This is a genomic window from Pseudomonas sp. NFACC41-3, assembly GCF_900109505.1.
GTDB classification, from domain to species: Bacteria; Pseudomonadota; Gammaproteobacteria; order Pseudomonadales; family Pseudomonadaceae; genus Aquipseudomonas; species Aquipseudomonas chlororaphis.
This window is the reverse complement of the sequence record NZ_FOAE01000005.1, coordinates 300,095-315,325: the sequence shown is the minus strand read 5'-3', so window position 1 is coordinate 315,325 and position 15,231 is coordinate 300,095. Positions and strand designations below refer to the sequence as shown.

Below are 15,231 nucleotides of genomic sequence, written 5' to 3'. Positions count from 1 at the left end.
TATCCTTACCAGGCACAACTTCATGGATGGGGCAGGTGAGGCTGCAGGGAGTCGACCAGGAAGCGGGCGAAGGCGTCGGGTTCCACGGCCTTGCTGAAGTAGAAACCCTGACCTTCCTCGCACTGGTGGAGCTTGAGGAAGTCCAGCTGTTCGAGGGTCTCGACCCCTTCGGCGATGATGCTCAGGTTGAGGCTTTTGCCCAGGTCGATAATGCTGCTGACCAGTTTCGCGTCGTTGCTGTCGGTGCCCAGGTCACGCACGAACGACTGGTCGATCTTCAACACGTCGACCGGGAATTTCTGCAGGTAACTCAAGCTCGAGTAGCCGGTGCCAAAGTCGTCGATGGCCAGGCGCACCCCCAGCTGCTTGATGGCATGGAGCGTGGCTATGGTGGCGTCGACGTTCTGCATCAGCACGCTTTCGGTGATTTCCAGTTCCAGCAACGTCGGGTCGAGCCCGGTCTCGGCCAGCGTGCGGGTGAGGCGTTCGACATAGTCGTGCTGACGGAAGTCGATGGCCGACACATTCACCGACATGCAGATGGGCGGCAGGCCCTGCTTCTGCCAGGCCTGCGATTGCAGGCAGGCCTGGCGTAATACCCATTGGCTGAGGGCGACGATCAGCCCGCTGTCTTCGGCCACCGGGATGAAGTCCGAGGGGAACACCCAGCCATGCCCGGGCCGGTTCCAGCGCACCAGTGCCTCGGCACCGACCACCGTGCCCCGCGCCAGGTCCAGCTTGGGCTGGTAGTGCAGGACGAACTCTTCACGCTGCAACGCCAGGCGCAGGCCGGTTTCCAGGGTCTGTTGCTGGCGCGCGCGCAGGTTCATGTCTTCGATGAAAAAGCTGAAGTTGTTGGGGCCGCAATCCTTGACGTTGCGCATGGCGGTCTCGGCGTTCTTGATCAGCGTTACGGCATCGGCGCCGTCGTAGGGATAGATGCTGATGCCCAGACTGGCGGTGACCGTCAGGTCGTGGCCCGCCACGGAATGAGGGGTATTGATGGCGGCCAGGAGTTTTTCGGCCACCCCTCGGGTCTGCTGTGGGTGCAGGATGTCGCCGATAATCACCACGAACTCGTCCGAACCGTAGCGAAATACCGAGTCGGTTTCGCGCACCGTGGTCGCCAGGCTTTGGGCGACGAGCTTGAGCATCTCGTCTCCCGCCGGGTGCCCGAGTGCGTTGTTGATGCGCTTGAAACGGTCCAGGCCGATGAACATCACTGCCAACTGGCGGTCATGGCGGCGGGACTGGGACAGATGCTGGCTCAGGCGATCACCGAGCAAGGTACTGTTGGGCAGCCCGGTGAGCACATCGTAGTGCAGCAGGTGCGACACGCTCAGCAATTCCTGGACCCGCTCCTCGATGGTCTGTTCCAGGTTGCGCATCTTGCTCGCCGCGTCCTGCGCCAGCTGCCATTTCCAGGTCAGGGCACTGGCCATCTGGCGAATTTCGAGGCTGTCGAACGGCTTTTTCAGGATCAGCAGCTGGTCGCCGAACTCGATACGTTCGGCCATGGCTTCCCATGAGTAATCGGAGAACGCGGTGCATAGGGCGATCTGCAACTGCGGATCGGTTTTCCACAGATGCTCGATGGTCTGCAGGCCATCCCAGCCGGGTGGCATGCGCATGTCGATAAAGGCCAGGGCATACGGCCGGCCTTCGGCCTGGGCGCGCTTGACCAGTTCCACGGCTTCCTCGCCCTGGTAGGCCGAGTCAAGCTCGAAGTGCTGATGGGGTCTGCGGCTGGCGCCCAGCAGCAAGGCTTCGGTCTTGCCCAGAGGCCCTTCGTTTTCGGGGCTGAGAATCTTGCGAAAGTCCTGATGGATCGCCGGTGTGTCGTCGATGATCAGAATTCGCCGGTTGGGTACCACGGATAACGGGCTCACCTGAAATTCTCCGACGTCGGATCCGCCGACCTGCTGCCGCCATCCATAGCAGCAGACCTGGCCTTGAGCAGTTCGCCAGCCTGGTCGCTGTCGACCGCCGTACCGAGCGAGTGCCCCAGTGGCGTGCCGCTGGATATCAAGGTCGTGCGCTGCTCCTGGGTTTCCACCCCTTCAGCGGTGACCCCGATGCCCACCTCGCGGGCGAAGTTGAGGATGGCCCGCAGGGTCATGGCGTTGTCCGGGTCGCTGCTGGTGCTGTCGAGAAAGCGCTGGGCAAGCTTGAGGTGGTTGACCCTGTAGGTCTTGAGGTAGTCGAACGAGGAATACTCGGTGCCGAAATCGTCGATGGCGATCTTCACGCCCAGCTCGCACAGCCTGGGCAGGATGTCGTTGTGGGTCCACTTGGTCTGGGCCAGGGTGCCCTCGGTCACGTCGAATCTCAGGTCCCACGGGCACAGGTCCCAGCGCGCGGTGGTGCGCAATACGTCGTAGATCAGTTCTGGCCCGGTCTTGAGCTGGACCAGGGACAAATGGATCGCAATCAATGGCGGAGCCACGTTCTGGTCGCGCCAGGCGCGCATCTGCCGGCAGGCCTGGTCCAGCAGCCAGTGACCGAGGGCGATGACGATGCCGGTCTTCTCGGCCGCGGGCATGAAATCCCCGGCCTCGAGCCAGCCGCGCCGGGGGTGGAGCCAACGAACCTGGGTCGCCATGCCGAGGATCCTGCCGGTGCCTAGATCGACTTCCGGCAGGTAATGCAGGTGCAGTTCGTCGCGCTCCAGGGCCAGCTTCAGGTCGTTGGCCAGGGTCACCCGCTCCGTGACCTCCTGGTTGATTTCCTCGCTGTGGAAATGGAACTGGTTGCGGCCCTTGTCCTTGGAGCGATACAACGCCATGTCCGACTGCGCCATCAGGCTGTCGGCACTCAGGGTCTGCGGGCTGTAGAGGCTGATGCCGATGCTCACCGAGATGCGCACCTCGTTGCCTTCCAGGGAGTAGGGGAGCAGCAGGGTGTCGCGGATTTTCGTCGCCAGCGCGGCGCAATGCGTGGCCTCGTCGACGTCCAGTTGCAGGATCGCGAACTCGTCGCCGCCCAGGCGCGCCACCACATCGTTTTCCCGGGTGCAGGCCCTGATGCGCCGGGCCACTTCCTGCAGCAGCAAGTCACCAATGGGGTGGCCTAGGGTGTCGTTGATGCGCTTGAAGTGGTCCAGGTCCAGGTAAAACATCGCGAAGGCCGCGGCTCCCCGTCGGGCCGCGGCGAATGCCTGGTGCAGGCGCTCGATCAGGGTGGCGCGGTTGGCCATCCCGGTCAGGCTGTCGGTGCGGGCCATCAGCGCCATTTTTTCTTCGGCCAGCTTGCGTTCGGTAATGTCGAGGATGATCCCTTCCACCTCGACCAATTGGCCCTGGTCGTTGCGCACCGGAATATAGCGGTTTTCCACCCAGCGAAAGGCACCATCGCCAGTGCGCATGCGGAACTCGATGGACGCTCCCGCCACATCCCGATCGAGGATCCGCAGCATGGCGTTCTTGACCTTGGTCTGGTCGTCGGGGTGGATCAGGGTCTGGGCCCAGTCGGCCGAGGCCACCAGTTGCGCCGCCACATGGCCGAACTTGGTGATGTTGTGGGAGATGTACATCAGGGTGAACGATGGCTCGCCTCGCAGGCGATAGAGGATGGTGGGGCTGTTCTGCACGATGATGTTGGCGTCGGCCAACTCGCGGGTGCGTTCCTCGACCGCTTGTTCCAGCTGGTCCATTTTCAGCTCGGCGTCTTCGGTCATCTGCCATTTGACGGTCAGGGTGCTGGCCATCTGGCGGATCTCGATGGCGTCGAAGGGCTTTTTCAGGATCAGCAGGCGGTCGCCCAGTTGCAGGCGCTCGGCGATGTCTTCCCAGGAATAGTCGGAGTAGGCGGTGCACAGGGCGATTTGCAGCTTGGGATCGACCTGCCACAGCCGCTCGATGGTTTCCAGGCCGTCCCAGCCGGGCGGCATGCGCATGTCGATGAACGCCATGGCATAAGGCGCATCGTGATCCAGCGCTGCCTGCACCTTGTCCAGCGCCTCCCGGCCCTGAAACGCCGAGTCGAGGAAAAAATGCTCCAGCGAGGCACTGACTGGCGTACCGAACAGGGCGGCTTCGGCGTCGCTGAGGTCGTCTTCGGGGGCATCCGGGCAGGCGAGGATCTTGCGAAAATCCTCGTGGATCGATGCCGTGTCGTCGACGATCAGAATTCGCCGGTTGGTCCGGTCTGCCGACGCCATCATCGGCGTGCTCCAACTCGGTGCGGGCACCTTGTATATAAGCTCATCGGGCTTCCCTTCCTGCGTTCTGAACATACGGTCCATTTTGGCCTTGAGCATAGTCAGGCTCCCCGGTATGCGCTAATCGGCCGGCGTCAAATTCATGCCGAAACACTACAAGTCATCTAGCCTGTCCCAGAAGGCAGGTCTGATCGAAGTCAAAGGGGAGGGGGAACCATGGAAGAACATACAGCGGGCGCAGCCCAGGACAGACCGACGGTACTGCTGGTCGACGATGAGGAATCGATTCTCAATAGCCTTCGTCGGCTGTTACGCAGCCAGCCTTACGACATCCTGTTGGCCGACAGCGCTGCCAAGGCCCTGGAGATCCTCGCACAACGGCCGGTCGACGTGGTCATGAGTGACGCCCGCATGCCGAGCATGGACGGCGCGACCTTGTTGGCCCATATCCATCAGCGTTATCCATCGACGCTGCGCATCCTGCTCACTGGTTATGCCGACATGACCTTGATCGCCAAGGCCATCAACGAAGGGCAGATCCATCGGTATATCAGCAAGCCCTGGAACGACGAGGACATGCTGGTGACGCTGCGCCAGGCCCTGGCGCATCACAATTCCGAGAGCGAGCGCCAGCGTCTGGAAGCCCTGACCCGGCAACAGAACGAGCAATTGAAAACCCTCAACTCGACCCTGGAAAAGCATGTGGCGGCGCGCACCGCCGAGCTGCAACAGACCGCCGACATGCTCGATCTGGCGTATGAAGAGCTCAAGCGCAGCTACGTGACCGGTACCGAGGTGTTTTCGCTGCTGGCCAACCTGCGCTTGCCCAAGGCCAAGCAGACCAACCGGCAGATCATTGAGCTGATTCGCGTCTATTGCATCACCCATGGCCTGGACGAAGCCGACAGCCGCAACATGACCATGGCTGCCGCGCTGTACAACATCGGCAAGCTGAGCTGGACCGACAGCATGATGACCGCGCCCGCGGACTTGCTGCACCACAACGAGCGCGACCTGTACCGGGCCTACCCGAAGCAGAGCGAGTCGCTGCTGATGACCCTGGAACCGATGAAGGACGCGGCGCGCATCATCCTGCATCACCAGGAACGCTGGGACGGCAGCGGTTTTCCCGATCATCTCAAGGGCGAGGCCATTCCGCTGGGCTCGCGCTGGCTCAAGCTGGCCGTGGACTTCATCGAGCTGCAACGCGGGCTGATACTCGAACGGCAGATGAACAGCGATGAGGCGCTGCTGTTCATTCGCAAATACGCCGGCAAACTCTACGACCCCGACCTGGTGGAGGACTTCGTCGGCGTCTGCGCGGCTTATCAGAGCGATGTCACCCTGGCCGATCCGACGGTCAGGGTCCTGACGACGCGCGACCTGGCCGCCGGCATGACCCTGGCGCGCAACCTGAATGCCGACAATGGCATGCTGCTGCTCAATGCCGGCAAGGTGCTGAGCGGCCCGCTGGTGGACAAGCTCATCGCCTTCGAAGCGATGGAGGGAGCGAAATACAGCATCTTCGTCAAAATACCCGAAGAGCTTGAAACGGCGGCCTCGGCCGCCGGTTGAGGGACGAACGGGTTAACCGCCGCTGGCGGCGACAATGCTGGCCACCTGGCGTGGCTGGCAGTTGAGATAGGGCGAGGATTTCAGCCAACGCTGGTCGGGGTACCAGGAAAACATGAACTGACCGTCCTTGAGGCGGTCGATCACCTGGCGCGCCACCTGCGGACGCACGGCCGGGCAACCGAGGCTGCGGCCGATGCGCCCTTGGCGCCGGCTCCACAGGGGGCTCACATAGTCGGCCGCGTGAATCACGATATCCCGATCGCGGGCGAGGTCATTGAAACCTGGCTCCAGGCCATCCATGCGCAGCGAATAACCGTGGCTGCCTTCATAACTTTCCTGGGTGCGGAACAGGCCCAGGCTGGACTGGAAGCTGCCCATGCGATTGGAAAACTGGGTGGCGAAGTTCTCCCCGGATTTCTGCCCGTGGGCGACCAGGTCGCGCAGCACCAGGGTTCTTTTATTCAAGTCGAAGATCCACAGGCGGCGGGCGGTGGAAGGTTGCGAATAGTCGATGACCGCCAGGTGCCGGGCCTGCCTGGCGCCGCTGTTGACTGCGCATTGCATGGCGCTCAAGGCACTTTTCAGCACTTGGGGATTGAGTTCTGGAGCGGCGTGGGCGAGGCTGTTGTAAAGCAGCGGAGTCGTATTGTTGGCGGCGAGCGCGGGGCTGCAGATCGCGCCTAGGGTGGTCATTGCCAGGCAGAGCCGGCGTAAGAAGGTCAGCATTCTAGAGTGTCCCCACAGTCACTTTGGCTCCTGACGTCCTGTCGCTCTCCTGGCAGTTCTGGTTACAGGTGGTTGGATGATTTTTCGCAGCCACTGCCGAGGTTGACCATCACAATGATGATCATGATTGGAGTAAAGCAGTTGTTCAAAAAACACGCATGTTACTTGAGCCTTTTCCTGCTCGCTGCGCCGTTGGTCGCGACTGCTCAGGATGTACCGGTCGATCATGAGAACCCTGTGCAACAGGTCTTCACTCGATTGTCCGATGCCTGTCCGGGGTTGGCGGTGCACCTGGACATTCCCGCCCAGAGCCTATTACAGGCTTTTTACCAACAGCAGGGTGACCAGCCGCTCTGGTCGTCCAGCGCACGTTTGGAGACGTTGCAGGCCCAGTTGCAGCAACTGGCCGACGATGGCCTGGACCCGGCCGACTACCGTTCGCCGGCCAGTTCGCTCGCGGGCGACGCGCTGTGCACCGACCTGAGTTTCAGCCAGCATTACCTGCAGGCCCTGCACGACCTGCATTACGGCCGTCTGTCGCAGGCCCGTTTCGAGCCGATGTGGCACGCCCATCCCTCACAACTGGATCGCCAGGCGCAGGTGCTCGCCATCGCCGGGCCCGGCCTGCAGGACATCCCGGCGGCCTTCGCGCTGGCGCGGCCGAGCCTCGAGCAATATCAGAACCTGCGCCAGCTGTATGCCCAGCAGCGCCAGCTGGCGTTGCCCCATTGGCAGCCCCTTCCCAGCGGGCCGCTGCTGCGTCCGCAGATGCAGGACGCGCGAGTGCCGGAACTGGCGCAACGGCTGTTCAAGGAGGGGTACCTGAGCGCCCCCGCCAACGAGGGCGACACCCTTTACAGCGACGAGCTGGTGAGTGCGGTGAAAAGCTTCCAGCTCAGCCATTCGCTGCAAGCCGACGGGGTGATCGGCGCGGGGACCTTGAATGAACTGAACATCAGCCCGCAGATGCGCCGCGAACAGCTGCGCATCAACCTCGAACGCTTTCGCTGGCTGGCGCAGGACATGGAGCCCGACAGCCTGCTGGTCAACCTGGCCGCGGCGCAGTTGATCGTCTATCAGGGCGGCGTGCCGGTCTGGCAGACCCGGACCCAGGTGGGGCGTGCCGAGCGCCAGACGCCGTTGCTGAAATCCCAGGTCACGCGCCTGACCCTGAACCCGACCTGGACGGTGCCGCCGACCATTTTCCGCGAAGACAAGCTGCCGGAAATTCGCCGCGACCAATCCTTCCTCAATCGGCAGAACCTGCAGGTGCTCGACAGCGAAGGGCATCCCCTGGCGGTGGAGGATATCGACTGGGACAACCCCGGTAATATCCTCCTGCGCCAGGAAGCGGGGCCGAGAAACCCGCTGGGGCAGATGGCGATCCGCTTCCCCAACCCGTTCTCGGTGTACCTGCACGACACGCCCAGCCAGGCACTGTTCAACAAGGGGCCAAGGGCCTTCAGTTCGGGCTGCGTGCGGGTCGAGCATGCGTTGCAGCTGCGCGATCTGCTGGTGAGCCCGGCGGAACGGGTGCGCACCGACGAATTGCTGAGCACCGGGCTCACTCATGAGTTCAGGCTATCGACGCCGGTACCGATCCTGCTCACGTACTGGACGGCGCAAGCCGACAGCCATGGCCAGCTGTCCTATGCCCCGGACATCTACGGACGGGACGCGGCCTTGTTGGTGGCGCTGGACAGCAAGCTTTGAGGGCTTGGCCACTGGCATGGCACGCTGTGCCTTTGGTCAGGAACCGCTGAACATCTGTCGGCGCGCGACGATCTGAATAAGTAAGAGGGCCATGAAGGAGAATCGGAAATGGTTCAGCGTCGCCGCTATCACATCTCGCAGCTGTCCCTTCGTATCGAAGGCCTGCGGGCCAATGTCCTGCAATTCAAGCAGGATGAGTTCCAGATCCAGCAAGCCCTGTGCGGCGCTTCGGCGACAGCGAAGGTGCGCGATCTGGAGGATGCCTTCGATGAGATCCGGGAATCGATCAACCACACCGAGGCCTTGCTGGAAGCCCTGGTCCAGGTCGCAGGTGGGGCCGGGGAAGAGGGTGCAGGAGCTTGCCAGGCCTCTGGACGATAAAGAAGCCTGGCGCTGGGGCCGCCTACGTGCACCGCTACGCGATTGATGAAAACCCGGCCGCTGCGCCGGGTTTTTTATGGCGGCACGAATGGCTATTATCGCTCGGTGATTTTTCAGCGTAGGGCGCCATGGCCTTTTTCGAGTTATTCGACCAATTCATGAGAAGCATGCTGGCGGCCTGGCTCTTTGTCGGTATCTGCCAGCTGGCCCGGTTCGTCTTCTCGCAGACTCCGTCCAGGTTGTCCGGATGGATCACCCTCGCCGGGCTGGCCTTCTTGATGGTCTACCCCTGCGGTTGGGACTGGGCTTCTGGCTTCATGGAAAACGCCTGGGTGGCGATGTGCAGGGTCTACCAGCATTCGGCCTCTCAACTGGCGCTGTTTCTGGCCGATGCGGCGGGCGCGGGGTTGGGCGGGCTGGTGGCTTACCTGATGTCCCGCTATGTCATGGCGGCCCCGGCGCCACTGAAACCTGCCGGCTGAAGCGCTGACAGATACGAAAACGGCCTCGCCACTGTGCGGGGCTTTTTTATTGCCTTCGCAAAATCGGACCTGTCGTCTCTAACCCTTGATGGGGGGTGGCCATCGACTGGCGTGAATCAATGGGCTGTGCCTTACTCGAACTTCATTTACTGAGGGATGCGGCCATGACTGAGCGTCATTTGAATCACAGTGAAACGCTTTCGAATGGATGCAAGATCAAGGTGCGATCAGAGATCCTCAGAGATGGCTCGCTCAAGATGTTCATCGGCATCTACACGCCGGATGGCAGCGTTATCGTCGAAGACAACGACCTGGCCCCGGATGGCCTGGACATGGAGGATGCGTTTGAGTGGGGGATCGACAGGGCCAAGAAAATTGGCAACGGGCAGAAGGTTCAATGACTGGTAATGCCGGAAAGCTGTGCAGTCCAATTGGCTCCATACCGTTTGCCGGCTATCCGCTAGCGCGGGGGTTGTTGGCGATTGAGGCGTAAAATGGCGGTGCTACCTCGTCAAAAGGAGCCCCCATATGATCACCGACCAAGTAAGCAAACAGGCGTCGGAGCAAAGAGTCTGGGATCAATATTTCTGCGCTGCGTTGATTGCCGAAAGCAATCTGACGGCACCGGTCGTAGGAGAGGCCACTCATGAAGACAGGCAGAACCTGTTGATCGAAAGAGCCAAAACTCTCGCCGACAAGATGATGGCATGTAGAAAATAATCGAAGCCCAGCCAGAGTGCTGGGCTTTTTGCATCCTCCGCCTTGCACATGACCAAGGCCTGCCGACCGTTATAGTCGCCAATACAGCGGGCGCTATGGATGATCAGTGGTCGCGCACTGGCAGCAAGTGAGGTTTGGATCTGTCATGCATTGTGCTGCGAGTGCCGTATAGAGTGCTGTAGATGCACTGGGCCTTCGGCGTACCCAATGTAACCCGCGTCAATTAACCAGTTCATGGTCGCATTTGCGCTTTGCATCAGAACTATCGCTGAGCGCAATGGCATCTGGGACATTGCAGCTGAAGTAAACTCCGGCGAATTTGGCCGGAGGGACGCGATCATGAATTGGCAAATCAGACAGGCCGTCTTGAGCGATATCGAATGGTTGCGGCGTGTGGATCCTATCGCGGCAAAAGACCACGGCCGTCGAGCACAAATAGAAAGGGTAGTAGGCATGGGTGAATGCTGGGTTGCTTGTGAGACGAGCGATCCTAGTGTCCCGATCGGTTACGGCTGTTTGGACAAAAGTTTTTTCGGGGAGTGGTTCATCCCGCTTGTAGTCGTCTCAAACGCTCATAGACGTTCTGGTGTAGGTAGGCAAATCGTTGCTCACTTAGAGCATTGTTCCTCTGCCAGAAAGATCTTCACTTCGACCAACACGTCCAATGCACCCATGCGGCAATTGTTGGTACAGCTTGGATATCAATACAGCGGGACTGTGGAGAATCTTGACCCTGGTGATCCAGAGCTGATTTTTGTGAAGTTTTTGAATTAACTCCGCACAACCACGGCGGCAAGCTCCCGATGACGGGCAGCTATCGGCTGTGGATTCAACGTGCGGCCTCGTTAGAAGAGCGCTCAATAAGCCAGGATGATTGCCTTTAGTTTCTCGTGCCCCCCGCTGGTTTTCACCATGAACACAAGGTCCTGGCTTGTCGATATCAGACACGGATATGGCGCAATCAGGCTACTGAGTTGTCTGATGGTCCGGCTAATGTGACGTGTCTTTTCACCAAAGTAACCACATCGTGATGATGGGTTTGATAAGAACTGTGGCGGTTGGACGAGGCTTCCTTCGGGGATCTGAGCAGGCAACGATGGTAATCGTTTTCCCCGGTCAACTCGCTTAAATGTCGATCAGCAGAGAATAAAAAAACCAATGATCAGCCCGAACTCCATGGATTCGAGTAGCCAATTGGCACAGGGCTTCAAGCCTCGTCATGTCACAATGCTGTCCATCGCCGGAATTATAGGCGCGGGTTTGTTCGTTGGCTCAGGGCATGCCATTGCAACGGCAGGGCCAGCGGTTCTTCTGGCTTATCTCTTCTCAGGCCTGCTCGTCGTTCTGGTCATGCGCATGCTCGGTGAAATGGCGGTGGCCAGTCCGGACACCGGCTCGTTCTCGACCTATGCCGATCAAGCCATCGGGCGCTGGGCTGGCTTCACCATCGGCTGGCTCTACTGGTGGTTCTGGGTTCTGGTTATCCCTATCGAAGCGCTGGCAGCCGGTCACGTGCTGAATCAATGGTTTGCGCAGGTCGATGCCTGGGTATTCGCGTTGGGGTCGATCATTGCGCTGGTGGTGACCAACCTGTTCAGCGTGTCCAAGTATGGTGAGTTCGAGTTCTGGTTCGCGATGACCAAGGTTGTCGCGATCATCGGCTTCATCGGAGTCGGTTTTGCCGTGTTGATGGGCTGGGTGCCTGATCGCGAAGTCAGCGGATTGAGTGGCCTTATGGCGGAGCACGGCGGATTTGCGCCCAACGGCTTGTCAGCGGTTGTCGGCGCCTTCATCACCATTATGTTCAGTTTCATCGGTACTGAAGCGGTGACCATCGCGGCCGCCGAATCCAGTAACCCGGCGCAGAACATCGCCAAGGCCACGCGTTCTGTGATGTGGCGTATCGGCGTGTTTTACCTGCTGTCGATCTTCGTGGTCATCTCCGTGGTGCCTTGGAATGATCCGCTGCTGGCCTCGGTAGGCTCTTATCAGCGCGCCCTGGAAATCATGAACATTCCACATGCCAAGTTCATGGTCGACCTCGTCGTCCTGATTGCAGTGGCCAGTTGCATGAACTCCTCGATCTACATTGCCTCGCGCATGTTGTACTCGTTGGGTCGCCGTGGTGATGCGCCGAAAACCCTGAAGGCAACCTCTGCGGCAGGCGTCCCGCGCGCAGCCGTTATCGCCAGCACTGTGCTCGGCGCAGCGATTACCGTGTGGAGCTACTTCATGCCATCCGGACTGTTCCAGTTTCTACTGGCCAGCTCCGGCGCAATTGCCTTGCTGGTGTACCTGGCGATTGCGGTATCGCAGCTGCGCATGCGTCGGATATTGCGTCAGCGCAACATCGAGCTGAGCTTTCGCATGTGGCTGTTTCCATGGCTGACGTGGCTGGTGATCGTGTTCATCTGCGCAGCGCTGGCAGTAATGATGGTCACCCCGGAGCACCGCACCGAGGTCAGTACAACCCTTGGATTGGCGCTAGCGATTTCCTTCATCGGTCTTGTGACTTCGCGTCACCCTGCGCCGGCTGCGCGGGCCACGTCGGTGGGGTAGGCGTTTACACCGAAACTGATACTCCCTTCGCCAAAACCGCGGGGAGAATGACAGGCACCTGTGAAGCAGACCAATCTTTGCAAGGACATGATCACGATGTCATCGACCTCCGCCGTGGCCGAGGGTACGACTTAATCTATCCGCCGCCATCTCCGAAATGTTTGTCTACGAGCGCATCCGCAACGAGCAGGACCATCAGCGCGTGCCGCTCAAACATGTGGTCGGTACTCATCAGCCCAAGCTGCAAGAAGTCGTTGCCTTGATGGAGGCAAATATCGAGGAGCCGATAGACCTGGATCACCTGGCTGAATGCATCGATCTGTCACGTCGACAGCTGGAGCGGTTGTTCAAGAAATACCTGCAATGCACGCCGTCGCGCTACTACTTGAGGTTACGGCTTATTCGCGCGCGACAACTGCTCAAGCAAACCTTCTTGTCGATCGTTGAGCTGGCGTATGTTTGCGGCTTTGTGTCCACACCGCATATGTCAGTGAGCGAAACTTTCACGCAGGGCGGCGAACTCGGTTGGTATCTCTAGATGGCGGACACCCGAACTGGCGACTGTACTCTCGGCTGAATTGCGATGGGCTTTCGTAGCCCACTCGATAGCAGGCACTCGCCACATCCAGTCCCTCGCCGAGTAACAGACGGCGTGCTTCCTGCAGACGGAGTTGTTTCTGATACTGCAGCGGACTCATGGCCGTCACTGCCTTGAAACGATGATGCAACGTAGAGCTGCCCAAATTGGCTACTCGTGCAAGTTCTTCGATGCGTAAGGGTTGGGCGTAGTGGTTGTTCAACCAATCGATGGCCCGCGTTACCCGTCGCGTTTGTGAATCACCGAGAGCAAGCTCATACAGACGACGTCCATGTACGCCTCTCAGGAGGCGGTAATACAGCTCCCGCAGGGCGAGCGGGGCCAGCATGCCGATATCTTTCGGTGTTTCCAGCAGTCGTACCAGCCGAAGCATTGTTTCCAGCAGGGGTACATCGACTTTCTCAAGGAAAAGGCCAAGCTCCGGCTCGGCCGGGACGCCCGTCGGGGGCGCATCGGCGATGACCTGAGCGATTTCCGTGGCCTCGAAATCAAAACGGATACACAGGTAGGGCGCATCCGGGCTGGCCATCAGGACGCGCCCGGAAACTGGAAGTGTCACCGATACCACCAGGTAACTGAGCGGGTCGTACAGATAACGGTCGTCACCCAGACCGATTTCTTTTTGTCCTTGCACGATCAGGCAAAGTGCCGGCTTGTGGACGGTATGGATAAGCTGCGAAGGTGCGTCAAAACGAATGACATGCAGGGGCGCTATCGCGGTCTCATATATCCCGGGTGTGGTAAACCGTTGCGTCAGCAAGCGAACCAGTTCGTCACGGTAGATGGCTGTGTTCTGAAGGATGAAAGCATCGCTCTGTTCCATTTCAAGGTTCTCACAAGTGTTCATGAGCGTCTGCCTGGGGCCTTCCAGGCAGACGATATTCCCCCGATATCTTTAAATTGCTCATTGCCGATAAAGAATCATGCCGGCGTGATACAACACATCGTCATGAAAGTGCCCATCGGCGGTGAAGCCGCTATCGTCCCAGTACTGGATGTAGTCCCCCACCATTTCGTAGCGGCCTTGATAGGCGCTCTTGTTTTTACCACGGGCCTCGTCGTAACGCCCAGTCGCCAGAAGCTCGTGACGGATGAAGCCATCGGCGGTGACCCACATACCTGCGTAACGAAGATCAGGAGTGGCTTGGTTGGCATTTTTCATTGTTCAGTCCTCATTGACGTTGTCATCTGAGTGGCCTGCCGTGGCCTGTGTCTGCATCCGTTGCGTACTTTCAGATTACGTAGCCGAGCGGAGCGGTGTTAGGACGAAACTGTCGCAGATTTGCCTGATCCTCTCGGGCTTGCCGAGCATGTCCGGCGGCTCCTTCCTCCGGTGGCTCAGCCGGCCGTGACGGTCATGCCGCCGTCTGCCATAACCACCGAACCGACCATGAAGCTGGCACGATCCGAGGAGATGAACGCGACCAGTTCGGCGATTTCTTCCGGTTGTGCGGCGCGGCCGATCGGTGCGGCTTCGCCATGTTGGGCGAGAAATGCCGGGCCATCGTTGACCACATTGTTGAGGATGTTGGTCACCACATCCCCCACACCCACGGCATTGACGCGGATGCCGTGGCCAATGACCTCAAGCGCCAGGGTGCGCGTCAGTTGGGCAAGCGCGCCTTTAGAGGCGGTATAGGCGGCAATGGTGGGGAAGGCGAAGTAGGAGGCGTAGGACGCGATGTTGACGATCGAGCCGGATTTATTGGGCATCATCGCTTTGACCGCTTCGCGACTATGCAGGAATGCCGCCGTAGCATTGACCGCCTGAATGCGTTCCCAGTCTTCGCGAGTCATGTCGATGACCAGCTTGTTGATGATGATGCCGGCGTTATTGACCAGAATGTCCAGCCGGCCGAATTGCTCGACGGCCAAAGCGACCGCGCGCTCGGCGGCGCCGTCCTGAGTGATGTCGGCCACCAGAGGTACCAGGCCAGGGCGGGCCAGCGCTTCCACCTCAGGGTTTATATCTTCGGCGATGACCTTGGCGCCGCGGGCATGCAGCAGCAGTGCGATGGCCTTGCCGATGCCACTGGCCGCGCCAGTGACCAGAGCGACTTTACCTGCCACTTCGTTTGGCGTGCTGTTCTTGATATCGGTCATGATGTTCTCCAGCGTTGTGATCGAGTAGGGGATAAGCCGTGTCGGCGCCCACAAGGCGCTTGTCATCGGCGACGGGCCTACTGTCTCGCAGCGAGGCGAAGTCAGCTTTCGTGAGATTGCCCACGATGTCGGGGTTTTGCGCCGAATATCAGTGAGGACGGTTCGCTGCTCGGTTCAGCCAGCGGGAAAAGCCCGATATCATCGATCCGGTCTCC

14 protein-coding genes and 1 pseudogene are annotated in these 15,231 nt (G+C 59.9%); 9 read left to right on the top strand and 6 right to left on the bottom strand.

From position 1 onward, the window contains the following. Positions 1 to 20: 20 nt before the first annotated feature. Both BMY68_RS22985 and BMY68_RS22980 read right to left on the bottom strand, forming a co-directional pair. The gene (locus tag BMY68_RS22985; protein ID WP_085534160.1) at positions 21 to 1,889 is read right to left on the bottom strand and encodes a putative bifunctional diguanylate cyclase/phosphodiesterase; all 1,869 of its coding nucleotides are present in this window, start codon (positions 1,887 to 1,889) and stop codon (positions 21 to 23) included. Beyond that, positions 1,886 to 4,162: a GGDEF/EAL domain-containing response regulator gene (locus BMY68_RS22980; protein ID WP_085534162.1), complete on the bottom strand. Its 2,277-nt coding sequence runs from the start codon at positions 4,160 to 4,162 to the stop codon at positions 1,886 to 1,888. Before BMY68_RS22980 ends, BMY68_RS22985 begins: the two co-directional genes overlap by 4 nt. A gap of 213 nt (positions 4,163 to 4,375) precedes the next feature. Here BMY68_RS22980 and BMY68_RS22975 point away from each other — a divergent pair, with 213 nt between their 5' ends. Next, positions 4,376 to 5,734 (top strand): response regulator c-di-GMP phosphodiesterase, NosR family, encoded by a 1,359-nt coding sequence (locus tag BMY68_RS22975; protein ID WP_085534164.1) that lies wholly within the window; start codon positions 4,376 to 4,378, stop codon positions 5,732 to 5,734. Between the two features lie 12 nt (positions 5,735 to 5,746). On the opposite strand, the gene BMY68_RS22970 is transcribed toward BMY68_RS22975, so the two are convergent. Further along, complete coding sequence (locus BMY68_RS22970) at positions 5,747 to 6,460, bottom strand: murein L,D-transpeptidase catalytic domain family protein (protein WP_009044554.1); 714 nt, start codon at positions 6,458 to 6,460, stop codon at positions 5,747 to 5,749. 141 nt (positions 6,461 to 6,601) lie between these two features. Between BMY68_RS22970 and BMY68_RS22965 the strand changes: the two genes are divergently transcribed. From BMY68_RS22965 to BMY68_RS22930, 8 genes and pseudogenes are all read left to right on the top strand, one after another. Beyond that, complete coding sequence (locus BMY68_RS22965) at positions 6,602 to 8,173, top strand: L,D-transpeptidase family protein (protein WP_085534418.1); 1,572 nt, start codon at positions 6,602 to 6,604, stop codon at positions 8,171 to 8,173. 108 nt (positions 8,174 to 8,281) lie between these two features. Further along, a complete protein-coding gene (locus BMY68_RS22960; protein WP_085534166.1) occupies positions 8,282 to 8,554 on the top strand; it encodes a hypothetical protein in 273 nt (90 codons plus the stop codon). Positions 8,555 to 8,682: 128 nt separating this feature from the next. After that, positions 8,683 to 9,036: a hypothetical protein gene (locus BMY68_RS22955; RefSeq protein ID WP_009044551.1), complete on the top strand. Its 354-nt coding sequence runs from the start codon at positions 8,683 to 8,685 to the stop codon at positions 9,034 to 9,036. A gap of 164 nt (positions 9,037 to 9,200) precedes the next feature. Beyond that, a complete protein-coding gene (locus BMY68_RS22950; protein WP_175510750.1) occupies positions 9,201 to 9,437 on the top strand; it encodes a hypothetical protein in 237 nt (78 codons plus the stop codon). A 127-nt stretch (positions 9,438 to 9,564) separates the two neighbouring features. After that, a complete protein-coding gene (locus tag BMY68_RS22945; protein WP_085534169.1) occupies positions 9,565 to 9,756 on the top strand; it encodes a hypothetical protein in 192 nt (63 codons plus the stop codon). 339 nt (positions 9,757 to 10,095) lie between these two features. Continuing rightward, the gene (locus BMY68_RS22940; RefSeq protein ID WP_085534420.1) at positions 10,096 to 10,530 is read left to right on the top strand and encodes a GNAT family N-acetyltransferase; all 435 of its coding nucleotides are present in this window, start codon (positions 10,096 to 10,098) and stop codon (positions 10,528 to 10,530) included. A gap of 384 nt (positions 10,531 to 10,914) precedes the next feature. After that, positions 10,915 to 12,315, top strand: coding sequence for an amino acid permease (locus BMY68_RS22935; protein ID WP_085534171.1), 1,401 nt, complete (start codon positions 10,915 to 10,917; stop codon positions 12,313 to 12,315). Positions 12,316 to 12,451: 136 nt separating this feature from the next. After that, positions 12,452 to 12,799 (top strand): annotated as a pseudogene (locus BMY68_RS22930) (helix-turn-helix domain-containing protein); the annotation flags it as partial. Between the two features lie 19 nt (positions 12,800 to 12,818). On the opposite strand, the gene BMY68_RS22925 reads toward BMY68_RS22930, so the two are convergent. The 3 genes from BMY68_RS22925 to BMY68_RS22915 form a co-directional block, all read right to left on the bottom strand. Further along, positions 12,819 to 13,736 (bottom strand): AraC family transcriptional regulator, encoded by a 918-nt coding sequence (locus BMY68_RS22925; protein WP_085534422.1) that lies wholly within the window; start codon positions 13,734 to 13,736, stop codon positions 12,819 to 12,821. A gap of 81 nt (positions 13,737 to 13,817) precedes the next feature. Beyond that, positions 13,818 to 14,075, bottom strand: a complete 258-nt coding sequence (locus tag BMY68_RS22920) for an Atu4866 domain-containing protein (protein ID WP_085534173.1) — start codon at positions 14,073 to 14,075, stop codon at positions 13,818 to 13,820. Positions 14,076 to 14,251: 176 nt separating this feature from the next. Next, positions 14,252 to 15,016: an SDR family NAD(P)-dependent oxidoreductase gene (locus BMY68_RS22915; RefSeq protein WP_009044544.1), complete on the bottom strand. Its 765-nt coding sequence runs from the start codon at positions 15,014 to 15,016 to the stop codon at positions 14,252 to 14,254. Positions 15,017 to 15,231 lie beyond the last annotated feature (215 nt).